The organism is Oceanimonas pelagia, assembly GCF_030849025.1.
In the GTDB taxonomy this organism is placed as follows: Bacteria; Pseudomonadota; Gammaproteobacteria; order Enterobacterales; family Aeromonadaceae; genus Oceanimonas; species Oceanimonas pelagia.
In genome coordinates, this window is record NZ_CP118224.1 from 2782705 (window position 1) to 2808177 (window position 25473).

Annotated in this window: 28 protein-coding genes and 3 tRNA genes; 14 read left to right on the forward strand and 17 right to left on the reverse strand. The window is 61.3% G+C overall.

The window, feature by feature from the left end; genetic code table 11:
• Positions 1–50 precede the first annotated feature (50 nt).
• From pdxJ to rpoE, 10 genes are all read right to left on the reverse strand, one after another.
• On the reverse strand, positions 51–788 hold the full coding sequence (pdxJ, locus tag PU634_RS13285; RefSeq protein ID WP_306761269.1) for a pyridoxine 5'-phosphate synthase: 738 nt from the start codon (positions 786–788) through the stop codon (positions 51–53).
• Entirely contained in the window at positions 781–1488 is a 708-nt protein-coding gene (gene recO, locus PU634_RS13290; RefSeq protein ID WP_306761270.1) for a DNA repair protein RecO, read from the reverse strand. Before recO ends, pdxJ begins: the two co-directional genes overlap by 8 nt.
• 2 nt (positions 1489–1490) lie before the next feature.
• Complete coding sequence (gene era, locus PU634_RS13295) at positions 1491–2396, reverse strand: GTPase Era (protein WP_306761271.1); 906 nt, start codon at positions 2394–2396, stop codon at positions 1491–1493.
• Positions 2393–3061 (reverse strand): ribonuclease III, encoded by a 669-nt coding sequence (gene rnc, locus PU634_RS13300; RefSeq protein WP_306761272.1) that lies wholly within the window; start codon positions 3059–3061, stop codon positions 2393–2395. The genes era and rnc overlap by 4 nt, the downstream gene beginning before the upstream one ends.
• Entirely contained in the window at positions 3061–3975 is a 915-nt protein-coding gene (lepB, locus tag PU634_RS13305; protein ID WP_306761273.1) for a signal peptidase I, read from the reverse strand. The genes rnc and lepB overlap by 1 nt, the downstream gene beginning before the upstream one ends.
• A gap of 2 nt (positions 3976–3977) precedes the next feature.
• Complete coding sequence (gene lepA, locus PU634_RS13310) at positions 3978–5774, reverse strand: translation elongation factor 4 (RefSeq protein WP_306761274.1); 1797 nt, start codon at positions 5772–5774, stop codon at positions 3978–3980.
• An 86-nt stretch (positions 5775–5860) separates the two neighbouring features.
• Positions 5861–6301 carry a SoxR reducing system RseC family protein gene (locus PU634_RS13315; protein WP_306761275.1) on the reverse strand — a complete coding sequence of 147 codons (441 nt, stop codon included), beginning with the start codon at positions 6299–6301 and terminating at the stop codon, positions 5861–5863.
• Positions 6298–7275, reverse strand: coding sequence for a MucB/RseB C-terminal domain-containing protein (locus PU634_RS13320; RefSeq protein WP_306761276.1), 978 nt, complete (start codon positions 7273–7275; stop codon positions 6298–6300). Before PU634_RS13320 ends, PU634_RS13315 begins: the two co-directional genes overlap by 4 nt.
• 15 nt (positions 7276–7290) lie before the next feature.
• Complete coding sequence (locus tag PU634_RS13325) at positions 7291–7863, reverse strand: sigma-E factor negative regulatory protein (protein WP_306761277.1); 573 nt, start codon at positions 7861–7863, stop codon at positions 7291–7293.
• 13 nt (positions 7864–7876) lie between these two features.
• Complete coding sequence (gene rpoE, locus PU634_RS13330; protein WP_306761278.1) at positions 7877–8455, reverse strand: RNA polymerase sigma factor RpoE; 579 nt, start codon at positions 8453–8455, stop codon at positions 7877–7879.
• A 181-nt stretch (positions 8456–8636) separates the two neighbouring features.
• Here rpoE and nadB point away from each other — a divergent pair, with 181 nt between their 5' ends.
• Positions 8637–10262, forward strand: coding sequence for an L-aspartate oxidase (gene nadB, locus PU634_RS13335; protein WP_306761279.1), 1626 nt, complete (start codon positions 8637–8639; stop codon positions 10260–10262).
• Here the strand turns inward: nadB and PU634_RS13340 are convergent.
• Entirely contained in the window at positions 10250–10633 is a 384-nt protein-coding gene (locus PU634_RS13340) for a protein YgfX (protein WP_306761280.1), read from the reverse strand. The genes nadB and PU634_RS13340 overlap by 13 nt on opposite strands.
• Positions 10602–10865, reverse strand: a complete 264-nt coding sequence (locus PU634_RS13345) for an FAD assembly factor SdhE (RefSeq protein ID WP_306761281.1) — start codon at positions 10863–10865, stop codon at positions 10602–10604. The genes PU634_RS13340 and PU634_RS13345 overlap by 32 nt, the downstream gene beginning before the upstream one ends.
• A gap of 118 nt (positions 10866–10983) precedes the next feature.
• Here PU634_RS13345 and ygfZ point away from each other — a divergent pair, with 118 nt between their 5' ends.
• Positions 10984–11886 (forward strand): CAF17-like 4Fe-4S cluster assembly/insertion protein YgfZ, encoded by a 903-nt coding sequence (gene ygfZ / locus PU634_RS13350; RefSeq protein ID WP_306761282.1) that lies wholly within the window; start codon positions 10984–10986, stop codon positions 11884–11886.
• Here ygfZ and PU634_RS13355 read toward each other — a convergent pair.
• Entirely contained in the window at positions 11868–12758 is an 891-nt protein-coding gene (locus tag PU634_RS13355) for a LysR family transcriptional regulator (RefSeq protein WP_306761283.1), read from the reverse strand. The genes ygfZ and PU634_RS13355 overlap by 19 nt on opposite strands.
• 90 nt (positions 12759–12848) lie before the next feature.
• On the opposite strand from PU634_RS13355, the gene PU634_RS13360 reads away from it, so the two are divergent.
• On the forward strand, positions 12849–13280 hold the full coding sequence (locus tag PU634_RS13360) for a PACE efflux transporter (RefSeq protein WP_306761284.1): 432 nt from the start codon (positions 12849–12851) through the stop codon (positions 13278–13280).
• A gap of 42 nt (positions 13281–13322) precedes the next feature.
• Here the strand turns inward: PU634_RS13360 and PU634_RS13365 are convergent, their stop codons facing one another.
• A complete protein-coding gene (locus PU634_RS13365) occupies positions 13323–14588 on the reverse strand; it encodes a dicarboxylate/amino acid:cation symporter (protein WP_306761285.1) in 1266 nt (421 codons plus the stop codon).
• Between the two features lie 377 nt (positions 14589–14965).
• Here PU634_RS13365 and PU634_RS13370 point away from each other — a divergent pair, with 377 nt between their 5' ends.
• On the forward strand, positions 14966–16153 hold the full coding sequence (locus tag PU634_RS13370) for a M24 family metallopeptidase (protein WP_306761286.1): 1188 nt from the start codon (positions 14966–14968) through the stop codon (positions 16151–16153).
• 7 nt (positions 16154–16160) lie between these two features.
• The gene (locus tag PU634_RS13375; RefSeq protein ID WP_306761287.1) at positions 16161–16652 is read left to right on the forward strand and encodes an Lrp/AsnC family transcriptional regulator; all 492 of its coding nucleotides are present in this window, start codon (positions 16161–16163) and stop codon (positions 16650–16652) included.
• Positions 16653–16677: 25 nt separating this feature from the next.
• On the opposite strand, the gene PU634_RS13380 is transcribed toward PU634_RS13375, so the two are convergent.
• On the reverse strand, positions 16678–17856 hold the full coding sequence (locus PU634_RS13380) for an aminotransferase-like domain-containing protein (RefSeq protein WP_306761288.1): 1179 nt from the start codon (positions 17854–17856) through the stop codon (positions 16678–16680).
• 130 nt (positions 17857–17986) lie between these two features.
• Between PU634_RS13380 and mutY the strand changes: the two genes are divergently transcribed.
• The 8 genes from mutY (at position 17987) to PU634_RS13420 (ending at position 22632) form a co-directional block, all read left to right on the forward strand.
• Positions 17987–19066: an A/G-specific adenine glycosylase gene (gene mutY, locus PU634_RS13385; protein ID WP_306761289.1), complete on the forward strand. Its 1080-nt coding sequence runs from the start codon at positions 17987–17989 to the stop codon at positions 19064–19066.
• Positions 19066–19341, forward strand: coding sequence for an oxidative damage protection protein (locus PU634_RS13390; RefSeq protein ID WP_306761290.1), 276 nt, complete (start codon positions 19066–19068; stop codon positions 19339–19341). Before mutY ends, PU634_RS13390 begins: the two co-directional genes overlap by 1 nt.
• A 93-nt stretch (positions 19342–19434) precedes the next feature.
• Positions 19435–19510: transfer RNA gene (locus tag PU634_RS13395), tRNA-Phe, on the forward strand.
• A 32-nt stretch (positions 19511–19542) separates the two neighbouring features.
• Positions 19543–19618: transfer RNA gene (locus PU634_RS13400), tRNA-Phe, on the forward strand.
• A 32-nt stretch (positions 19619–19650) separates the two neighbouring features.
• Positions 19651–19726: transfer RNA gene (locus PU634_RS13405), tRNA-Phe, on the forward strand.
• Positions 19727–19886: 160 nt separating this feature from the next.
• Positions 19887–20864 (forward strand): hypothetical protein, encoded by a 978-nt coding sequence (locus PU634_RS13410; RefSeq protein WP_306761291.1) that lies wholly within the window; start codon positions 19887–19889, stop codon positions 20862–20864.
• Positions 20865–21118: 254 nt separating this feature from the next.
• The gene (locus PU634_RS13415) at positions 21119–21328 is read left to right on the forward strand and encodes a cold-shock protein (RefSeq protein ID WP_014291396.1); all 210 of its coding nucleotides are present in this window, start codon (positions 21119–21121) and stop codon (positions 21326–21328) included.
• Between the two features lie 119 nt (positions 21329–21447).
• A complete protein-coding gene (locus tag PU634_RS13420) occupies positions 21448–22632 on the forward strand; it encodes a multidrug effflux MFS transporter (protein WP_306761292.1) in 1185 nt (394 codons plus the stop codon).
• Positions 22633–22642: 10 nt separating this feature from the next.
• Here the strand turns inward: PU634_RS13420 and PU634_RS13425 are convergent, their stop codons facing one another.
• Positions 22643–23815, reverse strand: coding sequence for an MFS transporter (locus tag PU634_RS13425; protein WP_306761293.1), 1173 nt, complete (start codon positions 23813–23815; stop codon positions 22643–22645).
• 175 nt (positions 23816–23990) lie between these two features.
• Between PU634_RS13425 and hfq the strand changes: the two genes are divergently transcribed.
• Positions 23991–24359 (forward strand): RNA chaperone Hfq, encoded by a 369-nt coding sequence (gene hfq, locus PU634_RS13430; protein ID WP_306761294.1) that lies wholly within the window; start codon positions 23991–23993, stop codon positions 24357–24359.
• 53 nt (positions 24360–24412) lie between these two features.
• On the opposite strand, the gene dapA is transcribed toward hfq, so the two are convergent.
• Positions 24413–25285 (reverse strand): 4-hydroxy-tetrahydrodipicolinate synthase, encoded by an 873-nt coding sequence (gene dapA, locus PU634_RS13435; protein WP_306761295.1) that lies wholly within the window; start codon positions 25283–25285, stop codon positions 24413–24415.
• Positions 25286–25473 lie beyond the last annotated feature (188 nt).

Here is a 25473-nt window from a genome sequence, read left to right on the forward strand (position 1 = left end):
TGAAGGGTGAGGAGACGCCTCACTCCTGTCCCCTCACTCCTCACGAACGGTTAGACGCCCTGTCTGGCTTCGCGCAGCAGGCGCTTCATATCGCGTACCGCCTGCTCCAGGCCGTCAAAGGCGGCCCGGGCGATGATGGCGTGGCCGATGTTCAGCTCCAGCATTTCCGGAATGGCGGCGATGGGTTTGACGTTGTGATAGTGCAGACCGTGGCCGCCGTTGACCTTGAGCCCGGCATCATGAGCATAGGAGGCGGAGGCGGCAATACGCTTGAGCTCCGCCAGTTGTTCGGCCTCGTCGGTGGCATCGGCATAGCGACCGGTGTGAATTTCAATGTAGGGCGCACCGGTGGCCACGGCGGCGTCGATCTGGGCCCGGTCGGCATCAATAAACAACGACACCTTGATGCCCGCCTCACGCAGCCGGGTGACCGCCTCCGTGACCTTGCCGAGCTGGCCGGCCACGTCCAGACCACCCTCGGTGGTCACTTCCTCGCGCTTTTCCGGCACCAGGCAGACAAAAGCCGGCTTGATACGGCAGGCGATGTCGAGCATTTCCTCGGTCACCGCCATTTCCAGGTTCATTCTGGTCTGAATGGTACCCGCCAGGATTTCCACGTCCCGGTCGGTAATGTGCCGGCGATCCTCGCGCAGGTGCACGGTAATGCCGTCGGCGCCGGCCTGCTCGGCAATGGCGGCGGCGTAGACCGGGTCCGGGTAACTGGTGCCCCGGGCATTGCGCAGCGTGGCGATATGGTCGATGTTCACACCCAAATACAGTTCACTCACTGGGACTTCCTCTCTTTCCTTTGATAAACAGGGCCCGGCTTTTCAGCACTCGTCCTTCCAGGTAGGGTGCCAGCGCGGTACGGCTGAAGCGTTTGGCCGCCGCCAGCACCTCGGGGGTTTCCAGCTCGAGCCCGGCCAGGGCAAGCAGCCAGTCGCCGCGATAGGCGCCGGGTTCGGGGCCATCCAGCGCCACAAAACCGGCCTCGGGCCGGTAAGCATACCAGCCCCGGCCCGAAACGGCTGCCCCGGTTTGAGCATCCTGAGTAAAATCCACGCCGTAGCCGAGCACATTCAGCATATAAAACTCGAAATGACGCAAACAGGGCTCAAGGGCACTGCCCAGCGCCAGCTGTTGCAGAGTGTCGTGATAGACGTCGAACACCTCGTCAAAGGGGGTCTGCACTTCCAGCAGATAATGAATGAGCTCGTTGAGATACAGGCCGCTGTAGAGGGCCGGGCCGGCCAGCCGGATGGCCGGCCCCGTGGCCTCGGCACTGTGCAGGGTTTTCAGTTCGCCCTTGCCGGCAAAGGTGAGCCGCAGGGGCACAAAGGGCTGCAGCAGCCCCTTGAGGGGCGAGCGGGGCTGGCGACTGCCCCGGGCCACCAGGCTCTGCCGCCCCTGCTCGCGGGTAAACACTTCCACCAGCTGACTGGTTTCCCGGTAGGGGCGGCTGTGAATGACAAAGGCGGCCTGCGCCATGCTCAGTCGTCGCCGTAACCCAGGCTGCGCAGGGCGCGCTCGTCATCGGCCCAGCCGGACTTGACCTTGACCCACAGTTCCAGATAGACCTTCTGCTCCAGCAGCCGTTCCAGATCCAGCCGCGCCTCGGTGCCAATGGTGCGCAGCTTGTCGCCCTTGTTGCCGATCACCATGCGCTTCTGGCCGCTGCGCTCCACCAGGATCAGACCGTTGATGTGCACCACACCCTTGTCGTCGGTCTGATAGCGCTCGATCTCCACGGTGATCGAATAGGGCAGCTCGTCGCCGGTAAAGCGCATCAGTTTCTCGCGAATGATCTCCGCCGCCATGAAGCGGGAAGAACGGTCGGTGATGTAGTCTTCCGGAAAATAGTGCAGCGAGGGCTTGAGCCGGGCCTTGGCCAGTTTGGCGATGGTGTCCACATTGGTGCCCTTCTCCGCCGAGATCGGCACGATATCGGCAAAGTCCATTTGCTGCGCCAGCCACTGCATGTGCGGCAGCAGCACCTCCTTGCTTTCCACGTTGTCGATCTTGTTGATCGCCAGTACCACGGGACAGTGCATGCGCCGCAGCTTGTTCAGCACCATGTCGTCGTCCTTGGTCCACTGGGTACCGTCGACCACGAACACCACCATTTCCACGTCGCCCAGGGAACTGGAAGCCGCCCGGTTCATCAGCCGGTTGATGGCGCGCTTTTCCTCGATGTGCAGCCCGGGGGTGTCGACATAGACCACCTGATGGGCGCCATCGGTGTCGATGCCCATGATGCGGTGGCGGGTGGTCTGGGGTTTTTTCGAGGTAATGCTGACCTTCTGCCCCAGCAGCCGGTTCAGCAGGGTGGACTTGCCCACGTTGGGGCGGCCGACGATGGCCACAAAGCCGCAATAGGTTTGCTGTTGTTCGCTCATAACAAGGTATCCAGGGCCTGCTCGGCCGCCGCCTGCTCTGCCTTGCGCCGGCTGGTGCCCACGCCCACCACGGGCTCGGCCAGGCCGTCCACAATGCAGTGCACGGTAAATTTCTGATTGTGGGCTTCGCCAATCACGTCGACCACTTCATAGCTGGGCAGCGGCTTGCGCTTGCCCTGCAGCAGCTCCTGCAGCCGGGTTTTGGGATCCTTTTGCTCCACGCCGGGCTGAATGTCGCTGAGCCGGCCGTCATACCAGCTCAGCAGCAGCTCGGTAATGCGCTCGATGCCGCTGTCGAGGTAAATGGCGCCGATCAGCGCCTCTACCGCATCGGCCAGGATCGACTCCCGGCGGTAACCGCCGCTTTTGAGTTCACCGGGCCCGAGGATCAGGTATTCACCCAGTTCAAAGTCCCGGGCCAGCTCGGCCAGGGTTTTTTCCCGCACCAGGGTGGCGCGCATGCGTGACATGTCACCTTCGTTGACCTTGGGAAAACGATGGAACAGGGCGTCGGCGATCACCATGCTGAGAATGGAGTCGCCCAGAAACTCCAGCCGCTCGTTGTGGCGGGAGCCGGCACTGCGGTGGGTCAGCGCCCGCACCAGCAGCGCCTCGTCATTAAAGGTATGGCCCAGTTTTTTTTGCAGGTTATTCAGTTTTTTCATCAGTGAATTGCGCCTATTCGGCTGAAACGCACATCGCTCGGCACCCAGGAAGGCAGCCAGCTGTCGGCGTTGCGATCAAACTCAAAGCTTATCCAGATGGCGACCGCCTTGCCCACCAGGTTGGCCTCGGGCACAAAGCCCCAGAAGCGGCTGTCGGTACTGTTGTCGCGGTTGTCACCCAGAGCAAAGTAGTGACCTTCGGGGACGATCCACTCGTTGGCGGCGGTGCCCGGCTGGCGATGATACATGGACACCCGGTCCGGCAGCAGCGGGTTTTGCAGCACATCGTGCGGGCGCTCGGTCAGGCGCTCGCTGAAGCGGGCCAGGGGAATGCCCATCTGGGTAAACTCGCCGCTTTGCTCGTATTTGAGCGGCACCGGGGCATAGCCGGGACAATCGTCGCCGTCGCAGGCGGGCCTGATAAACAATTGCTTGTCGCGGTAGACAATATGGTCTCCGGGCAGCCCCACGATGCGCTTGATGTAGTCGATGCGCGGGTTTTCCGGATACTTGAACACCGCAATGTCGCCCCGCTCCGGCTTGCCGGTGGGAACAAGGGTGGTGTTGGTGACCGGCTCCTTCAGGCCGTAAGAGAATTTCTCCACCAGAATGAAGTCGCCTACCAGCAGGGTGGGCATCATGGAGCCGGACGGTATCTGAAACGGCTCATAGATAAAGGAGCGCAGTACCAGTACCGCCGCGATCACCGGAAAGATGGACCTGGCCTGCTCAATCCAGCCGGGGGTGGCGGCGGCCTTGGCCAGTGCCGCCGCGTCCACCCGGTTGCCGTGGCTCTGTTGTGCCTCGGCCAGCCGGCGCCCGCGCTGGGGCGCCCAGATCCACTTGTCACAGGCCCAGATGATGCCGGTCACCAGAGTCACCAGCACCAGGATCAGGGCAAAGGTACTTGCCATGGTTACTTGTCCTTACCTACGTGCAGAATGGCGAGGAAGGCATCCTGCGGAATGTCGACCCGGCCCAGGGATTTCATGCGCTTCTTGCCTTCCTTCTGCTTGGCCAGCAGCTTTTTCTTGCGGCTGACGTCACCGCCGTAACACTTGGCGGTCACGTCCTTGCGCAGGGCCTTGACGGTGCTGCGGGCGATGATCTGGTTGCCGATGGCCGCCTGAATGGCGATGTCGAACATCTGTCGCGGGATCAGCTCGCGCATCTTCTCCACCAGCTGGCGGCCACGGAACTGGGCATTTTCCTTGTGAGTAATGATCGCCAGGGCGTCGACCCGGTCGCCGTTAATCAGAATATCGAGGCGCACCATGTCGGCCGCTTCAAAGCGCTTGAAGCCGTAATCCAGCGAGGCATAGCCGCGGCTGGTGGACTTCAGCCGGTCAAAGAAGTCGAGCACCACTTCCGCCATGGGGATCTCGTAGGTCAACGCCACCTGATTGCCGTGATAGACCATGTTGGTCTGCACGCCGCGCTTTTCGATGCACAGGGTGATGACGTTGCCCAGGTATTCCTGAGGCACCAGAATGTGACACTCGGCAATGGGCTCGTGAATCTCCTCGATGTTGTTCACCGCCGGCAACTGGGACGGACTGTCGATGTAAATCACCTCACCGTCGGTCTTGACCACTTCATACACCACAGTGGGTGCCGTGGTGATCAGGTCCAGATCGTATTCCCGCTCCAGCCGCTCCTGAATGATCTCCATGTGCAGCATGCCAAGGAAGCCGCAACGGAAACCAAAACCCAGCGCATTGGAGGTTTCCGGCTCATAGAACAGCGAGGCGTCGTTCAGCGCCAGCTTGTCGAGGGCGTCGCGGAAGGCCTCGTAGTCGTCGCTGGAAATGGGGAACAGACCGGCATAGACCTGCGGCTTGACCTTCTGAAAGCCTGGCAGCGGCTTGTCGGCGCCGTGCTTGGCCAGGGTCAGGGTATCGCCCACGGGCGCGCCGTGAATATCCTTGATGCCGCACACCACCCAGCCCACTTCGCCGCAGTTGAGGCCGTCGGTGTCCTTCTGCTTGGGGGTAAAGATGCCGATACGGTCCACGCCCCATACCTGACCGGTGCTCATCACCTTGATCTTGTCGTGCTTTTTCAGGCTGCCATGCTTGATGCGTACCAGCGACACCACCCCCAGGTAGGAGTCAAACCAGGAGTCGATGATCAGCGCCTGCAGCGGGCCGTCCGGGTTGCCTTCCGGTGCCGGAATCTTCTGGACGATGGTTTCCAGCACCTGATCCACCCCCAGGCCGGTCTTGGCGGAGCAGCGCACCGCGTCGAGGGCGTCGATGCCGACGATGTCCTCGATCTCTTCCGCCACCCGCTCCGGCTCAGCCTGGGGCAGGTCTATCTTGTTCAGCACCGGCACCACTTCCAGGTTCATGTCCAGCGCGGTGTAACAGTTGGCCAGAGTCTGTGCCTCAACCCCCTGACCGGCATCCACCACCAGCAGCGCCCCTTCGCAGGCGGCCAACGAGCGGGACACCTCGTAGGAGAAGTCCACGTGCCCGGGCGTGTCGATGAAGTTGAGCTGGTACTGGTTGCCGTCCTGCGCCTGGTAGTTCAGGGTCACACTCTGGGCCTTGATGGTAATGCCGCGCTCGCGTTCCAGATCCATGGAGTCGAGTACCTGCTGCTGCATTTCCCTATCGGTGAGGCCGCCACATACCTGGATCAGGCGATCGGACAGGGTCGATTTGCCGTGGTCGATGTGAGCGATAACGGAGAAATTACGAATATGCTTCATGATGCGATAAGGCGTCCGTAGTCAATGGCGACAATAAAGGCGAGATTCTACCGGATTCGCGGCACAGTGACCAATCCTTAGTCGGGCTAATCGGTGCGGGCCACCGGGATCAGCGGCCCCAGGATCACCGGCTGATCATGGCCCCGCCGGCGGGACAGCCTGGCCGCCAGACCAAAGCCCAGGCCACCACCGGCCAGCACTCCCACAATGCTGGCGCCCTCGCCCAGCCCGGCCCAGCCGGCCAGCAGACCGCCCGCCAGCAGGCACAGCAGCGGCAGCAGGTATACCAGCAGGGCGCCGGTGATCAGGCTGTGCTCGGGAATGCCGATACGTACCTGCTGGCCGGGGGTGAGCTCGAGACCGGTGGCGATCACAAACCTATGGTCACGCCCCGGCAGCGCCTTCGACACCAGACCGGTACCGCAGTTGTTGCTCTGCCGGCACTGGCCACAGGCCGACTTGCTGAAACAGCGCACTTCCACGCTCCCTGAATGCACGGCGGTCACGGTGGCGATTTCCTCAATCATTCCCGCGTCTCCGCCACCTTGTTTGCCGTGACCGACTCGGCAATGCGCCGGGCGATATCGGCGGGCACATCGCCCACCACGGTCACTTCCAGCCGCCCCGGACCGACCAGGCTCACCAGGTGAGTGGCGCCCTGGCGCACCAGTTGCTGACGGGGCTCGCTGACCTGGGTCTCGGCCACATAGACGGACACATCCACCACGCCGTTGGACGCCATCAGGTAGTCCACCGGTTGCTCGGTGAGGGGCAGCCGGTGCCGGTTCTGGGTGCGCACCTCAAAGCCTTTCGGCAACCAGCCGGTTCGCCAGGTCGGCGCCCCGGTTTCCGGCTGAGCTTCGGCCAGCGGCATGGCGGGCGGCAGGCGAATATCCTGCAATTCCTGCAGCACCGGCGCCGGTTGTTCACTGATGGTCAGCGCCACCCCCATGCTCTGGGCCACCAGGGTGGCTTCATGATCGAGGGTATCGAGGCGCAGCAACAGCCCGGTCTGCTGATCCAGCCACAGCACATAACCGTAACAGCGCTCGGCCCTGGGCAGCAGCCGCACCAGATTGGCGGTCCGCCCCAGCACCCGGCTGCGTCCGGCGATCACCGCATCGTAGTGTTGGTATAAATGCTCCAGGGGTAAATGCTGCACACGGGTAAACAGCCCCGGCAGGCGGGAGTCACGCAGGGTGTAACCTTCCGGGCCGTAGTCAAAAAAGCTGGTTTCGTCGTCCCGCTGCACAAATTCCCGGGGGCGACCGTTCAGGTGCAGCAGGTGGGTCAGCGCCTGACCATTGACATGGCCCCGGGTAAGCCGCTTGGGCTCGGGCTCGCCGATACTCGAGTCCACCAGGGTCAGTTCAAAGTTCAGTTGCCGGTAGGCCTGCTGCATGCGTTGCAGCAGCTGGGCCGGGTCGGCCTCCATGGCGGCCCCGGCAGGCCACGCCGCCACCAGCAACAACACCAGTGCGGCGCGCAGTCCGTGATACATCAAGAAACCGTCACCTCAGTTCTGACGCAGCCGTTGCTGCAGTTCATGGTCCATCAGCAGGGCGTTGATGCGCCGCTCCTGCTCCAGCAGCTGCTGCTCGCTGGCCCGCTGCTGGGCATCATTCTGATAGTTCAGGCTCACCGGGGCGGCGCCGCCGCTCAGGGGCACGGTATTGAGCACCGGCGACGGCACGGCCGAAGGCTGGCTGTAATGCTGCACCCCGAAGATCACCGCCGCCGACACGGAAGCGGCAATGGCAAACTGGCCGGCATGACGCAGGGCCGGTTTGAGCCGACCGAGGCCAAAGCCCGGCCGCACCACGGTAGCTGACACCGGCTCGGCGTTGCTGTCTCCGGCACTGCTGTCGTTGGCAGCGGTAAGCGGGGCTTCCTGCTCCAGCGCCGCCATCACACGATCGCTCAGATCAAACGTCATGCGTTCGGGCAACTCGTTGCGCAGGGCATCGCCGTACAGGTGATAGCGGCCAAAGGTGTCAGCCAGCTCCTTGTTGCCGGCCACCTGCTCCAGCAACACCCTGTCCTGAATTTCTCCGTCTACCAGTGCCGATATTTGCTCTTTGTTAGCCATAACACTTCCCCGTTCAATTCCGAAGCAAGGGGGTCACCCGCTTGTCGATCGCTTCCCGAGCCCGAAAAATGCGCGAGCGAACCGTGCCTACCGGACACTCCATAACACTCGCAATGTCTTCGTAGCTCATCCCTTCCAGTTCCCGCAGTGTGATTGCCGTTTTCAAGTCTTCCGGCAGCCCGTCTATGGTCTCGAACACGGCCCGGCGAATTTCTTCGGTCAGCATCAGGTTTTCCGGCGAGGCCAGCTCCTTGAGGGCATCGCCGCCGCCGTAATACTCGGCATCGTCCACTTCCACGTCCGAGCCCGGCGGGCGCCGCCGCTGCGACACCAGATGATTCTTGGCGGTGTTCACCGCAATGCGATACAGCCAGGTGAAAAAGGCACTGTCGCCACGAAAGCCGGGCAATGCCCGATAGGCCTTGATAAAGGCCTCCTGGGTCACATCGGGTACGTCTCCGGGGTTGGACACGTAACGGGACACCAGGTTCGCCACTTTGTACTGATATTTTTTCACCAGCAGGTTGTATGCATTTTTGTCGCCCCACTGAACCCGCTCGATCAATTGCTGATCCGTCAAATTTTCGCTCATACGAGCCGCGTACCCTCCGATTCTTTCGGTCTCTGACCACCAGCCCGTCACAAGCGTACCTTAATGGACTCCACCGGCGGGAAAAAGTTCTGAACTCATTTGGAAAAGCCAAATACGGCTGCGCGAAAGGAACGCATGGGATAACATGCAAAGACTCTCCATTTCGAGCCAATGATACTTTATGAAGGATCCCGTTGAATACCTCTGCGACGTGCTCATCATTGGCAGCGGTGCCGCCGGCCTGTCTCTGGCGCTGAAACTGGCCAGTCACGCGCGTGTGCATGTGCTGTGCAAAGGACCGCTCGCCGAAGGGGCCACCCTTTATGCCCAGGGAGGCATTGCCGCCGTTTTTGACGAAACCGACAGCATCGAATCCCATGTGGCCGACACCCTGATCGCCGGCGCCGGCCTGTGCGATGAAGCCGTGGTGGAGTTCACCGCCCGCAATGCCCCCGACGCCATTCAGTGGCTGATCGGCCAGGGCGTGCCCTTTGATACCGAAGAGTCGGCACAGGGCGAGCCCAGCTATCACCTGACCCGGGAAGGCGGCCACAGCCACCGACGCATTTTCCATGCCGCCGACGCCACCGGCCGGGCGGTGCAGACCACGCTGATCGAGCAGGTCAAGCGCCACCCCAACATTCACATACTGGAACGGGTCAACGCCCTGGATCTGATCACCACCGCCAAGCTCGGCCTGCCCGGCAACCGGGTACTGGGCGCCTATGTGTGGAACCGCAACAAGGAGCGGGTGGAAACCGTGCGCGCCAGGTTCGTGGCCATGGCCACCGGCGGCGCGTCAAAGGTGTACCAGTATACCTCCAATCCGGATGTGAGCTCCGGCGACGGCATTGCCATGGCCTGGCGGGCCGGCTGCCGGGTGGCCAACATGGAGTTCAACCAGTTCCACCCCACCAGCCTGTATCATCCGGCCGACAACAACTTCCTGCTCACCGAGGCCCTGCGCGGCGAAGGCGCTCACCTGCTGCGCCCGGACGGCAGCCGCTTTATGCCCGACTTCGACGAACGTGGCGAGCTGGCACCGCGGGACATAGTGGCCCGGGCCATCGACCACGAAATGAAGCGCCTGGGCGCCGACTGCATGTATCTCGACATCAGCCACAAGCCCGCCGACTTCATCATCAAGCACTTTCCCACCATTTACGAACGCTGCCTCAAGGTCGGCATCGACATCACCAAACAGGCCATGCCGGTGGTGCCCGCCGCCCACTACACCTGCGGCGGCGTCATGGTCGATCGCCAGGGCCGCACCGATATCGACGGCCTCTACGCCATTGGCGAGGTCTCCTACACCGGCCTGCACGGCGCCAATCGCATGGCGTCCAACTCGCTGCTGGAGTGCATCGTGTTCGCCCGCGCCGCCGGCGAGCACATGCTGGCCCATCTCGCCACCACCCCGGAGCCGCCCATGCTGCCGCTGTGGGATGAAAGCAAGGTCACCGACTCCGACGAGGAAGTGGTGATCCACCACAACTGGCATGAGCTCAGGCTGTTTATGTGGGACTATGTGGGCATAGTACGTTCCAACAAGCGGCTGGAGCGGGCCAAACGCCGCATCGAGCTGTTGCAGCAGGAAATTCAGGAGTATTACGCCAACTTCCGCGTCAGCAACAACCTGCTGGAGCTGCGCAACCTGGTGCAGGTGGCCGAGCTGATTGTGCTGTCGGCCATGGCACGCAAGGAGTCCCGCGGCCTGCACTACACTCTGGACTACCCGGAGCAGCAGGACAATCCGCAGCCCACGGTGCTCACTCCCGCCAACTACCGCCGGCGTCAGTCCGGGTAAAGCAGTTGCCGCGCCAGGCGCCGGTACACGGCGTCGGGTACCGCGTCCTGAAACAGCCACAGCGGCGGCCAGGGGTCGCCCTTCAGCACCAGCAGCAAAAAGCCGGGCCCGGCCCGGCTGTAACGGGACAGTTCACCGCGGCGGCCATTGAGGGTCAGCACACCGGCGTTGAACTCACCGCCGGGCCGGTAATCGCGGCTGCGGCGCCACATCAGCACCACCGCCGGCAACCAGCCCAGCGCGAACCAGGGCAGCCGGTCAACGCCCAGCAGCAACCCGGCCGGCAGCCACAGGCACAAGGCCAGACCCAGCAAATACAGCCGGTGCAGCCGGGACGGCTCAGCGTTGATTGCGAATCTGGTTACGCTCAAGAATATGGTTCACCATGGCCTGCAGGGCGACGTCCCTGGAGCGGTCGTGGCCCATGAACCAGGCAAACAAGTCCGGATCGTCGCACTCCAGCAGGCGGCGAAAGGTGGCCTGCTGCGCTTCGTCGAGGGCATCGTATTCGTGCTCCACAAAGGGGGCCAGAATGACATCCAGCTCCAGCATGCCCCGGCGGCATGCCCAGATCAGGCGGGGTTTGTCGGTGCTAGTGAGCATGTCGGCTTCCATGTAACAAAACAAAGCTCATGGTATAAGGTCGAATGAGTACTGACAAATAACTTGGCCGTCTTTACCATGAGGGTCACACTTTACGAATGAAACAGAGGGTGTTCCCGTGTTTACCATCGCCTCTTCTCCCCGACTCTATCCGCTGACCGACCGGGCTGTAATCAGCCTGACCGGCGACGAGCGGGTCAAATACCTGCAGGGCCAGGTGACCTGTGATGTGACCGCCCTGAATGCCGGCGACGCCTGCCCCGGCGGCCACTGCGACAGCAAGGGCAAGCTGTGGGCCAGCTTCTGGCTGGCCAATCTGGGCGAGCAACTGCTGCTGGTGCTGAACCGTTCACTGGTGGCGCGCCAGCTGCCGGAGCTGAAAAAGTTCGCGGTGTTCTCCAAGGTCGATATCGAAGACGTCAGCGCCCAATGGCAGATCTGCGGTCTGGCCGGTGAGGGACTGTCCCACTGGCTCAGCCATGAGGTAGGCGACGGCAACCTGTGGCAGGGCGGCGTGGTCATGCCGGTGGCCGCCGAACACGCCCTGCTGCTGCTGCCCAAGGACGCCGTCCTGCCCGAGCTGCCTCAAGGCGACGAGCAGGAATGGCAGGGCCTGATGCTTCAGGCCGGGCTGCCGGACATGAGCGCCGAGCACCAGGGCGAATACATTCCCCAGATGCTCAACCTGCAGGCCATTGGCGGCATCAGCTTTAACAAGGGCTGCTACATGGGCCAGGAAACCGTGGCCCGGGCCAAGTACCGGGGCGCCAACAAGAAGGCCATGTTCATTCTTGAAGGCGAGGTTGAAGGCGAGGTGGCCGTCAACCAGGATCTGGAGCTGCAACTGGGCGACAACTGGCGCCGGGCCGGCACCGTACTGAGCGTATGCCAGCAGGGCAACCACTGCCTGCTGACCAGTGTGCTCAACAAGGATCTGGATGCCGATACTGTGCTTCGGGTGAAGGAGCAGCCCGACAGCCGGCTGCGGCTGCGCCCCCTGCCCTACGAGCTGGCCGACTGAGCCGCGCCGATCGCCGCCGCCTTCAGCCAGGCGGCGGCCTTGCCCAGGGGCCGCTGCTTGTGCCACACCAGCTCCAGTGCCACCGGCCAGTCCTGACTGTCAAATTCCAGCGTCGGTGACACCAGCCGGCCACGGGCCAGGGCCTCGGCCACCACATGCCCGGGCACAAAGGCCCAGCCCAGATTGCGCTGCACCAGCTCGACGATTACCCACTGGCTCTCCACCCACCACACATCCGCCGCCACCCGCAGCCTTACCTTCTCTTCGCTGTCGTTACGGGTGGCCACCATCAGCTGGCGGTAGCGCTTGAGCTCTTCCCAGCCCACCCGCTGGCCGGCCAGAGCATGACCGGGAGCACACACCAGCTTCAGCGGCACCCGGCCCAGGGCGTGAAAATTCAGCGCCGAGGGCAGAATTTCCTGCCGCCACATAATGCCCAGATCCACCCGCTCCTCCAGCACCATGCGGCTGACGTCCTCCATCAGGGGAAACAGCAGCTCCAGCTCCACCGTGGGAAAACGGCGGGAAAACTCGTCCATCAGCGCCCCCAGCTGCTCGGACGGGTACAGTTCATCCACCGCCAGCACCAGCCGGCTTTCCACTCCCTGCTCCAGGCTTCTGGCCACGCCGCGAAAATGCTCGCAGCGCTCCAGGATCACCCGCGCCTCCGCCAGCAAACGCTCTCCTTCCGGAGTCAGCCTGGGGTAGCGGCCAGTGCGCACAAACAGGGAATTGCCGAGATCGATTTCCAGATTGGCCACGGCGGTACTCACCACCGACTGGGCCTTGCCCAGACGACGGGCCGCGGCCGAGAAGGAGCCGGTGTCAACGGTGGCCACAAAGGCCTGCAACTGTTCCAGAGAGAAGCTCATCTATCCTCAAAACCGATACTTACTAACTTTTTAAGTGAACAATAGCAGATAGAATGGCGATTCAAACAGGCATATTCTGCAGGAGTTTTTATGCGCACCACCAAAGATCGCCTTCGCCATACCCTGGGTTTTGAGCTGCTCGGCCTCGTGATTTTCACCCCGCTGGCAAGCCTGGTGTTCGGCTTTGAATTTCATTTGATGGGCGTGCTGGCGGTCGCAGGCTCGCTGATCGCAACCGTGTGGAACTATCTCTACAACCTGTTGTTCGATCACGCCATGCTGCGGCTGCGCGGGGATGTACGCAAGACCACGCTGATCCGGGTGTTGCACGCCCTGTTGTTTGAAGGCGGCCTGCTGCTGCTGTTTCTGCCGATGATCGCCTGGTATCTGGGCATCAGCCTGTGGGAGGCCTTTGTGATGGACATCGCCATGGCCGCCTTCTATCTGGTTTACGCCTTTTTCTACAATCTGGCCTACGACCGTGTTTTTCCCGTGCCCAATCCCACCGCTCAGCCCGAATAACAAAAAAACCGCCCGAGGGCGGTTTTTCATATTCTCTGATGCTTACTTGCTGCGGGCCGGCTCGGCAGCCTCGATGCTGTCCGGGTTGCCTTCAAGCTTGGCCACTATGGTATTGACGGCGGTGTCGCCCACCACGTTGGACGAGGTGCAGAACATGTCGTTGATCCGGTCCACCGCCATGATGATGGCCATGGCTTCCACCGGCAGGCCCATCTGGTGCAGCAACACGCCGGCCATGACCACGGCGCCACCGGGCACACCACCCACACCCACCGACATCAGCAGCACGGTAATGCCCACGGTCAGCAGATCACCGGCAGGAATCGGCGTACCGGAGATATTGGCGGCAAAGATCGCGGCCAGAGTAATGTAAATGGCAGAGCCGGACATGTTGATGGTGGCGCCCAGGGGCACACCAAAGCCGGCAATGGCGCGGGAGACGCCCAGTTTCTCGGTGAGAGTACGCATGGTCACCGGAATGGTGGCGTTGGAGCTGGCGGTAGACAGGGAGAACAGCAGCTGCTCCCGGGTCGCCTGGCGGAACACGCCCGGCTTGATGCCGGTGGTCATCCACACCGCCAGCGGGTATACCACCAGGATCCAGAACGCCAGCACCATCACCACCATGGCCACATAACCGGCCACCGACATCAGGGTATCCGCTTCCAGGGTGGCACCCAGGCTTATCATCAGCGCGAACACACCGTAAGGGGCCAGGGTCATTACCAGGCCCACCAGTTTCATCATCACCTCGTTGGCCATGCGGAAGGCGCGGGCCGCCGGAGCCGCGGTGGCGCCCAGGCCCTGAATGGCCAGGCCGGTGAGAATGGCCATAAAGATGATTTGCAGCATGTCGCCGGAGGCAAAGGCCTGTACCGGGTTGCTGGGCACGATATTCACCAGCATGGCGCCCAGATCCGGGGTTTCGGTGGTGGTCAGCTCCACGGCACCGGTGGCACCGTGGGGCAGAGTGGCACCCAGGCCGGGCTGGAAGATCACACCCACCAGAATGGCGGCGGCGATCGACAGCATGGTGTTGACGATATACAAACCAAAGGTCTTGCTGCCCAGACGGCCGAAGCTGGCGATATCCCGCAGCTCACAGATGCCGGTGACAATGGAGATGTAAACCAGCGGCACCACCATCAGCTTGATCAGTGACACGAACATGCCGCCCAGGCCCTCGGCCAGGCCCACCAGCCCGTCGTTAAGCAGGGAAACATCCTTGAACAGATACTGGATGGCACTGCCGATCAGCAGGCCAACAAAAAGCCCGGTAAAAATCCGGGTGGAAAGAGAGCCTTTCATTACTACGTCCTCAGAAAAAGCCAAATCATTTATCTGCTGTTTGTAATTTTTGTAGATAACTTAACCAGTCACTTACTAAGCGCCCGGATTTTACATTCAAAAAACAGCGCAGCAACCATAATGATCCACTGGCAAGCATTTCGCGTGATCCACCTCACAAAAAGTGCAATATTTAAAAAACTTTTAAGGTTTTTCACGGCAACACTCAGGAAACATATGAATCCCGTCACAATACGACCGGGACGGTGGCGGCAGGCAGCAAGGCCCGGTCCGCTGGCCGGGGGCGGAAAGCCGGCCGATTTGACACTCATCGGCCGGCTGAACTGTACTGGGGTGAGTCCCGCTAGCGGGCCCTTACACTCACACAGGGGGCAGCCATGCACACACAGATCCCCGCTTTTTCATACGAGGAGTATCAGCAGCGCCTAGCCAGAGTCAGGGCCGACATGCTGACACGCGATATTCAGACCCTGATCGTGCACGACCCGGCCAACATCGCCTGGCTGACCGGTTACGACGGCTGGTCCTTTTATACACCTCAGGCGGCGGTGGTACACCTGGACGGCGAGCCGCTGTGGTTTGGCCGGCAGATGGATGCCAACGGCGCCCGCCGCACCGTCTGGCTGCAGGAAGAGAACATTCTGTGGTACCCGGACTACTACGTGATGAACCCGCCGATGAACGCCATGGAATACCTGGCCAACCAGTATCTCAAACCCCATGACCGGGGTTATGGCCGTATCGGCATTGAAATGGACAATTATTACTTTACGCCGGCGGCCTGGCAGGCCCTGCACGACAACCTGCCCGATGCCGAGCTGGTGGACGCCACCGCCCTGGTCAACTGGTGCCGGGCCATCAAGTCGGAGACCGAGCTGCGCTACATGCGCATTGCCGCCCGCATTGTGGAGCGCATGCACGCCGCCGCGCTGGACATGATCGAGCCGGGGCTGCCCAAGCACCTGCTGGTGGCGGAAATCTACCGGGTGGCCATGGAAGGGTACGAGGGGCACTTTGGCGATTATCCGTCCATTGTGCCCATGCTGCCCTCGGGCGCGGATGCCTCGGCACCACACCTGACCTGGGACAACCGGCCCTTTTGCCGGGATCAGGGCACCTTTTTTGAGCTGGCGGGCTGCCACCGGCGCTATCACTGCGTGCTGTCGCGCACCATTTACCTGGGCCGGCCCACCGACAACTTTCTGCGTGCCGAAGAAGCGCTGAATGCCGGGCTGGAAGCCGGGCTGGCGGCGGCCCAGCCCGGCAACCGCTGTGCCGACATCGCCAACGCCCTCAACGCCACCCTCGCCAGGTACGGGTTTGATCGGGAGGGTGCCCGTTGCGGCTATCCCATTGGCATGAGCTACCCACCGGACTGGGGCGAACGCAGCATGAGCCTGCGCAACACCGACAACACCCTGCTGGAGCCGGGCATGACCTTTCACTTCATGCCCGGGCTGTGGCTGGATGACTGGGGCATGGAAACCACCGAAAGCATCGTGATCACCAGCAATGGCGGCGAACCCCTGTGTCATTACCCACGCCGGCTGTTTGTAAAAAGGTGACGATGCCATGAACGTGATAAAGGGCGGCACCGTGCGACTGGATCGTTACGATATTCGGATACTGCAGATATTGCAGCGCCGGGGCCGCATTACCAAGTCGGCCCTGGCCGAGGCCATCAACCTGTCGGTCAGCCCCTGCTGGGAACGGGTAAAACGGCTGGAGCAGGCCGGCATCATTCGCGGCTATGGCGCCGTGATCGACACCGGCCTACTGCAAAACCGCACCTCGGTGCTGGTGGAGGTCAGCCTGGGCCGGCACAGTGCCGAGGCCATGCGCCGGTTTGAGCGGGCCATGCAGGACTGTGACAAGGTTACCGACTGCTATGCCACCGGCGGCGGCGTGGATTATGTGCTGAAGGTCATCTGTGACGACATCGATCAGTATCAGCGCCTGATCGACCACTGGCTGGCCGCCGACCTCGGCATAGAGCGCTACTACACCTACATAGTGACCAAAACCGTCAAGCAGCAGCCGCTGATGCCCTCGCTGCCGGAATGAAAAGGGGCCCTTGGGCCCCTTGCGGTTACAGTATCTGGCGGATCACCCGGCCAAACCGGCCGATGCCCTCTTCAATAGTGGCGGCATCGGATCCGGAATAACTGAAGCGGGCGGTGTTGAGAATGTCCGGACGCACATAGAAGGGCCGGCCGGGCACAAAAGCCACGTTTTCCTTGATGGACAGGTTGAACAGCTCCATGGCGCTGATGTGCTCGGGCAGGCGCAGCCACAGGAACATGCCACCTTCCGGGCGGGTAAAGTCCAGCCCCGGGCAATGGCGCAGCAGCGCCTGCTCCATGGCCTTTTTCTGCTCGCCGTACACGGTGCGAATGCGGTCAATATGGGCATCCAGGCTGTTGTCCTGCAGGTAGCTGTACAGCACCTGCTGCACGAAGCCGTTGGTATGCAGATCGGAGGCCTGCTTGGCGATGGTGAGCTTCTGGCGCAGCCAGTCGGGCACCAGCATCCAGCCCAGACGGAAGGACGGCACCACCACCTTGGAGAAGGAGCCCAGCAGCACCACGTTTTCCGGCGCCAGTTTGGCAATGGGCGGCAGATGTTCGCCTTCAAAGCGCAGCTCACCGTAGGGGTTGTCTTCCACCATCAGCACATTGTGGCGCACCAGACGCTCGGCCACCGCCTGACGTTTTTCCAGGCTGTAGCTCAGACCCGACGGATTCTGAAAGTTGGTTACCCCGTACATCAGCCGGGCGTGACCGGGCTCGGCCAGCAACGCGTCCAGCTCGTTCAGATCCGGGCCGTCATCATTCAGCGACACGCCCTGAAACGCCGGCTGATACACCGACAGCGCCTGAATGGCGCCCAGGTAGCCGGGCTCCTCGATGATCAGCCTGGAACCCTCGTCCACCAGTACCTTGCCAATCAGATCCAGCGCCTGCTGGGAGCCGTTGGTGATCAGAATATTGTCGGGGTTCACCACCATGCCATGCTGGCTGCGGTAGCGCTCGGCAATGTACTCCCGCAACGGGCCAAAGCCCTCGGTGGCCGCATATTGCAGCGCACCGTTGCCCTTGTTCTGCAGCACCTTGGCGGTGGCCACTTCCAGTGCTTCGCTCGGAAAGAATTCGGGGTTGGGCAGGCCGCCGGCAAAGGAGATCACTTCCGGATTGACGGCAACTTTCAGTATTTCTCGAATAAAGGAAGGCTCTACCTTGGCAAAGCGCTGGGCAAAAAACGGCTGCATAGGGGTCTCTCTGAATTACCACGTGGCGGGCGCCAACAAAACCTTTCTTTTGTATCAGAAAACATCGCAATAACAAACCATAAACACCACCCGGTTTGCGCCCCGGCCCGGCTTGTGGTCGAATGCTCCCATGCCAAACCACGCAACCATTCCAGTGAACCGCCTTTCCTTTTCCCAACGCATTCTGGCCTGGCACGAGCTGCACGGCCGAAAGACCCTGCCCTGGCAGTTAAACAAGACTCCCTACCGGGTATGGGTGTCGGAAATCATGCTGCAACAAACCCAGGTCGGCACCGTGATCCCTTACTACCAGCGCTTTATGGCACGCTTTCCCGATGTGGTCAGCCTGGCCGATGCCGATCAGGACGAAGTGCTGCACCTCTGGACCGGCCTGGGCTACTACGCCCGCGCCCGCAACCTGCACAAGGCCGCCCGGGTCATTCGCGATCACTATAACGGACGTTTTCCCGAGCGCTTTGAGGAAGTACTGGGCCTGCCCGGCATCGGCCGCTCCACCGCCGGCGCCGTGTTGTCGCTGTCTTTGGGTCAGCATCACGGCATTCTCGACGGCAACGTCAAGCGGGTGCTGACCCGCTGGCTGGGGCAGAAAGGCTGGCCGGGAAAAAAGGAAGTGGAAAACGCGCTCTGGGACAAGGTGGCCGAGCTCACCCCCGCCGACGGCGTGAGCCAGTACAACCAGGCCATGATGGACATGGGCGCCACCATCTGCACCCGCAGCAAGCCCGCCTGCGAGCGCTGCCCGGTGAGCACCGACTGCCGGGCGCGACAGCTGGGCACCCCCACCGCCTTTCCCGAGCCCAAGCCGAAAAAGACGATACAGCCGGAAAAGCGCGCCTGCTTTGCGCTGCTGCAAAGCGGCGACCAGCTGCTGCTGGTGCAGCGCCCGCCGCAGGGGCTGTGGGGCGGACTCTACTGTTTTCCGGAATTTACCGACGAAGACGACATGCGCCGCTGGCTGACCCGTTTTCCCGAGGCCGGCGAGCCCGAGCCTCTGCCCGGCTTTCGCCATACCTTCAGCCATTTTCATCTCGACATCAGCCCCTGGCGGGTGCAATTGCCGCACATTCCCGCCGAGGTCATGGCGGGTGACGAGCGTCTTTGGTATAACTTGCGTCAACCGGCACCGGTTGGCCTGGCAGCCGCCACCAAAAAGCTGCTCGCCTACCCGCAACTGCACAAGAGGACATGATGAGCCGAACCATTTTTTGCCAGCGTTTACAAAAAGAAGCCGAAGGTCTGGACTTTCAGATGTATCCGGGTGAACTGGGCAAACGCATTTACGACAACATCTCCAAGGAAGCCTGGTCCGAATGGCAGAAGAAGCAGACCATGCTGATCAACGAGAAAAAGCTGAACATGATGAACGCCGAGCATCGCCAGCTGCTCGAAAAGGAAATGATCGCCTACCTGTTTGAGGGCGCCGACGTCAACATTGAAGGCTACACCCCGCCATCCGGCAATTAAATAGCCGCTTTGCTCACGCCTTGAGCGAACGCGTCCAGGGCCGGAAAAAGCGGTTGACTTGCCAGGGGCGATCGATTTAAATGACGCCCCGTTGCCCAGATAGCTCAGTCGGTAGAGCAGGGGATTGAAAATCCCCGTGTCGGTGGTTCGATTCCGCCTCTGGGCACCATTTTTTGGTGCCTTTTCAAGTAAAAGCCCAACGCCCAGATAGCTCAGTCGGTAGAGCAGGGGATTGAAAATCCCCGTGTCGGTGGTTCGATTCCGCCTCTGGGCACCATTTTTTGGTGCCTTTTCAAGTAAAAGCCCAACGCCCAGATAGCTCAGTCGGTAGAGCAGGGGATTGAAAATCCCCGTGTCGGTGGTTCGATTCCGCCTCTGGGCACCATCTTCAAAGCCTCGCGCAAGCGGGGCTTTTTTGTATGTTCAGAAGCCGCTTCCCGGCCGGGTCTCCAATGTCACCATTCCGTAGCCGCCGGCCCATGCTCATGGTATTCCCGCCCAGTGTTTTCTAGGCTTGTATAAGGCCCCGGGCAAAGGATACTGCCATGAGACTCTTGCTACTGCCCCTGCTGTTGTTGCCACTGGGGGTTGGCCATGCCGGTCACGAAGACGATAGCGATCTGCCCCACTGGGTGGAAGAAAAAATCACCCCCATGCACGACAGCGTGACCAACTGGCTCGACAACAGCTCCCGCAACATTGACAATTTCTTTGGCACCGACGACAGCCTGACCATAGAAAACGGCTCTTATCTGCGTTTCAGCCAGGAATTTACCTGGCATGAACGGAACCGTTACGACTGGGATACCGCCCTGCGGGTGAAGCTGGATCTGCCCACCACCAAGGAGCGATTACGCATACTGATTGAAAGCGACCCGGAAGAATCCCAGGGCAGCCTGGCCGAGCAGGGTGCCAACACCGCCCGCAGCAATAACAACTTCAGAACCGAAGACTTTCTGCTCGGCCTGCGCCGCCTCAGTGACAGGGACAAACGCCAAGACTGGCGCTTTGATGCCGGCGCCGGTATCAAGGTCAGGCTGCCCCTGGATCCTTACGTGCGCTTTACCGGCGAGCGCCAGTGGCAGCTGAGCGACGGCCCCTGGATACTCGACTCCTGGAGCAGGGCCTCCTGGTTCAACGAAGAAGGTTACTCGGTGCGCAGCCGCTGGGATCTGGGCCGCCCGCTCAACGATATTTATCACCTGCGCTTTATTACCAATGTGCAGTGGCAGGAGGAGGTCGATACCCTGGAATATTCCGAAGGCATTGAGCTCAACCAGCTGCTGGGCAGCCGCAGCGCCATTCGCTATGCCGTCGTGGCCGTGGGCCGCAGCGCATCGCACCCGCAGTTGTACGACTATTACCTGCTCAGCCAGTACCGGCGCAACCTGCACCGGGAAATTCTGTTCGTGGATTTTATTCCCGAGGTGCACTTTCCCCGGGAGCAGAACTACGATGCCGAGTTCGGCGTGACCCTGCGTTTTGAGCTGTTGTTCAGGGCGGATCTGTCCTGGGGCAGATAAACAGCCGGGCGCGGCGCTGCGACGCCAGGCCGGTCGTGCACGGGGGTCGATGAAAGTTTTGTGAAGCCGTTACCGCTCACAAAAATACCTGTTGACCCCCATCAGGTAACCGGTTAGAGTGATTTCGGCTCTGAGAATACCGCTGAATTTATGTTCATTACGAAGTTCCTAGTAGTACCTCGTCCTGTATTTCATAAGTCAAGGCCGTGTTTTCAAGTCGATTTCTCAAGCAAGTTTGTTTACAGGATTTAGGTATGTCTAACACTGTTAAAGGTAAAGTAAAGTTCTTCAATGAAGCCAAAGGTTTCGGTTTCATCGAGCAAGAGCAAGGCCCTGACGTATTCGTACACTTCAGCGCCATCCAGACTCCGGGCTTCAAGACCCTGGCTGAAGGTCAGTCCGTTGAGTTCACCGTAGCCCAAGGCCAGAAAGGTCCTCAGGCTGAAAACGTAGTTCCTCTGTAAGAGACTTCGTTCATAAAGAATTCCAAAGCCGCGCTTTCAAGCGCGGCTTTTTTGTATTCGGACAAAAGCGCCGCTCGCGACGTTATACTGCTAGCGAGTATTCAAACTAGGCGGACTTCATGGAAAGAGACTCCGTTATCGGGCTGGTCTTGCTGCTGCTGCCCCTGATCCTGTTTGGCCCGCTGGGCATTGATATTTACCTGCCCGCCATTCCCGCCATGGCCAGCCAGTTTGCCGCCAGTGCCCAGGATATCCAGGTGAGCCTGTCGCTGTTTATTCTGGCGCTGGGGCTGGGACAGCCCTGTTTTGGCCCCCTGGCCGATAATTACGGCCGGCGCCCGGTGGCGCTGACCGCCACCCTGCTGTTTTTATTCGGCGCCCTGCTGGCGGTGCAGGCTCAGAGCCTGACAACCCTGCTGCTGGGACGGCTGATCCAGGGGGTGGGCGCCTGCGGTGCCTCCGTAGTGGTCTTTGCCGTGGTCCGCGACCGGCTCAATGGCAATGACTGCGTGCGGGCCTATTGTTACCTCAATGGCACTCTCTGTCTGGCCCCTGCCCTCGCCCCGCTGCTGGGCGCCGGCCTGACCCTGCACCTGGGCTGGCGCGCCAACTTTCTGTTTCTGGCGCTGTTCGCCCTGCTTACCCTGCTGCTGTGCCTGCGACGCCTGCAGGAAAGCCGGCCCTCCCACACGCTGCGCCAGCCCCTGCTGTGCACCCGCTCCTATCGCCAGCTGTGGCAACATGGCGCCTTTCGCACCTACGGCATCGCCTGTCTGTCCGCCATGGGCACCATGCTCACCTACGTCACCCTGGCTCCCCTGGTGCTGATGGAGCAAATGGGGCTTAATGAAAGGGACTTCGCCCTGGTGTTTGCCGGCAATGCCGTGCTGATCATGGCCACCAGCTTTACCGTGCCCCGCCTGAGCCGACGACTGGACCGGCACCGCCTGGCCGCCTTGGGCACGGCAGTACAGCTGGCAGGGGGCGCCGCCATGCTGTTTGGCACACAAGCCGGACACGGTGTCGCCGGCTTTATGCTGCCCATGGCACTGTGCTCGGCAGGTTTTGCCCTGACCCTGGGCGCCGCTTCGGCTTCCGCCATGGCTCCCTTTGCCGACAAAGCCGGCAAGGCCGCCGCCCTGCTCGGTTGTGTGCAGATGACCGGGGCCGCCGGTGCTTCTTTTACGGCCGCACGGCTGCCGCTGCCGGCGGGGGAATCCTGTGGCCTGATGATAGTGCTGTTGTCGGGCGCAGCCCTGCTGCTGTTGCAGCGGCTGCCACAAAAATACCAGTGCCCGGCCTGACCCAGCCGGCCTAAAAACGGCCAATGGCAAACACCGACAGTCCCTTCAGCACCAGGGCTCCCAGCATCACACACAGCCCCAGACTGAATGCCGTGTCCACGCCGGCCTGAGCCAGGGCCGCAGTCAGTAAACTGGCACTGAGCATCTGCATCGCCCCCGACAACGCCGCCGCCGAGCCTGCTGCGTCCCTATAGGGCTCCAGCAGCCGGCTCATGGCGTTGGGAAAGGCCATGCCGTTGCCCAGAGCCTGAATAAACACCCCAACCACCATCAGCCAGGGTTCAAGGGGCATCAGCATGATCCACAGTCCCGCCGCCAGCTGTATAAAGGGGCTGATGCGCAGCACCTGCTCGGCCCGTACCCAGAACTGAATGCGGTTGTTGATAATGCCCCCCAACAGTAGCCCCAGCGCCGGCAACAGCGCCCAGCGGCCATACTCTGCCGCGCTCATGCCAATCTGATGCTGCATCACATAAGGCAGCACCGACACCGAGGTCATCATCAGCGCAAACTGCCCCCAGAGCATGCCGCCGTGACCGAGAAAGTGGCGCTGGCCCAGCAATGTCCGGTAACTGTTGATAATACGCACCGGATGCAGGCTCAGGCGCGGTCCGCGGTGGGTTTCCCGAAACCGGGTCAGCAACACCAGCCACAGCAGTGCCAGATACAGCAGCATGGCAACAAACACGCTTTGCCAGCCGGCGTAGTCACCCAGCATGCCCCCCAGCGCCGGGGCCAGCACCGGCGTGATCGCCGCCGCCATGGCCATGTACGACAACGCGTTACGCAGCGCCGGCCCCTCAAAACTGTCGCGCAGCATGGCCCGGGACACCACGGCGCCACACCCCGCCCCCAGTCCCTGCAGCAGACGTCCCGCCAGCAACCATTCAAAGCTGGCATCGGGCAGCAGGCACAGGCCCACGCCCGCCAGCGCCAGTGCCAGACCGGCCAGCAGCACCGGGCGCCGGCCACGCGCATCGCTGAGCGGGCCATAAAGCAGCTGCACCGGACCAAAGGCCAGCAGATAGGCAGAGATCAGCCACTGCACCCGTTCCGGATCCTCGCTCAGGGCCTGACTGATACCCGGCAGTACCGGAAACACCAGCCCCAGGCTGAGCTGCCCCATACTGACAATCAGGCAGGCCAGCACCATGATGGTGGTGCCGGAAACAGAAGAGGTCACTTTGGCTCCTTTCGCTGATATCGGTAATTAAAGGTGAAAAAACACAGCGGGATCGGGCCCGTGCTTTGGGCAAGGCGCTTCCTTAAAGAGGCATTTTATTTACGCTTTGCTTTGACAAGCCGGCCGTTCATTAAGCACAATCAAGATTGAAAAATAACAAAAAGGACTGACCGACATGACCGCCCCATCATCGAACCCCCAATCGCTGCAACAAGCCTTTTCATTGGGTAACGGGCAGGATGCGGCACTGAACTGGTTGCGCAAGAACCAGACCCACTGCGCCATTTTCCTGACTAATGGTATCAAACTTGAAGGGATGATCAGTGCCTTTGACCAGTACAGCATTCTGCTGTCCGATCCTCGTGGCCAGCAACAGCTGATCTACAAGGCCAAGATTTCCACCATTTCGCCGGCCAGCCGCCGCCCGCCGCGCACCGGCGTGATCATCAACAAGCCCCGTCGTCCCCGCTACGACAACCATCATGATCACCACGGCCACCGGGACGATCACGCCGGTCACGACTCCGGCAGCGACGATCAGTAATACCGCGCCGCGGTTGTTTCAGCCAAAAAAATGGCCGCTTGCGCGGCCATTTTTTATATCAGTTCCAACTCTTCCATTACCCGGCGAATGCGGGCCTTGGTGTCCTGTTGCAGCGGCACCACCGGAATTCGGCAGTGCTCACTGGCCATGCCCAGCAATGACAGGGCGTACTTGGGGCAGGCCGGGTTGGGCTCGGCAAACAGCACCTGGTGCAACGGCAACAGCTTGTCCTGCAGAGCGCGGGCCTCTTCCCACTTGCCGGCCAGAGTCAGATCCTGCAATTGGGCACACAGCCGCGGTGCCACATTGGCGGTCACCGAAATGCAGCCCTGGCCACCGGCCACGTTGTAGGACACGGCGGTGCCGTCTTCCCCCGACAGCCAGGCAAAGGGTTTCTTGATCAGCTGGCGCTCGGCCCAGGGGCGGTTCAGATCCCCGGTGGCGTCCTTGACACCGGCAATGCGCGGCAGTTCGGCAATACGGGCCATGGTCTCCGGTTTAATATCAACCACGGCACGGGGCGGAATGTTGTACACGATGATCGGCAGCTCGGTGGCGTCGTGCAGCATTTTGAAATGGGCATACAGGCCGTCCTGATTCGGGCGGTTGTAGTAACCGGCCACGTGCAGGGTGGCATCGGCCCCCGCCTGCTGGGCACAAATGCTGTATTCAATGGCCTCCACCGGATTGTTGGAACCGGCCCCGGCGATCACCGGCACCCGGCCGGCGGCCTGCTCGGCCACGATTTCGATTACCCGGCAATGCTCGTCGTGGGTCAGGGTCGGACTTTCCCCGGTGGTGCCCACCGGCACAAGGCCGTGCGTCCCTTCACCGATGTGCCAGTCAACCAGACGGCGCAGCGCCGCCTCGTCGAGCCGGTCACCATCAAAGGGGGTAAGCAGGGCAACTAAAGAACCGCGAAACATGGAAACTCCTTCTCCTGGTCAGAGGATTGAATTTTGAATAAAAAACCCCGGGCGCGAAAGCGTAACCGGGGTTTTGACAAGAGCTGATCTGAACGTATCAGGCGTCGGTCACGCAAAAAAACTGGCCGCTTTACATTTAAGCGGTTTGGCCGGTTTGCGTTTGACTGAAACTTGCATGGATGACACCT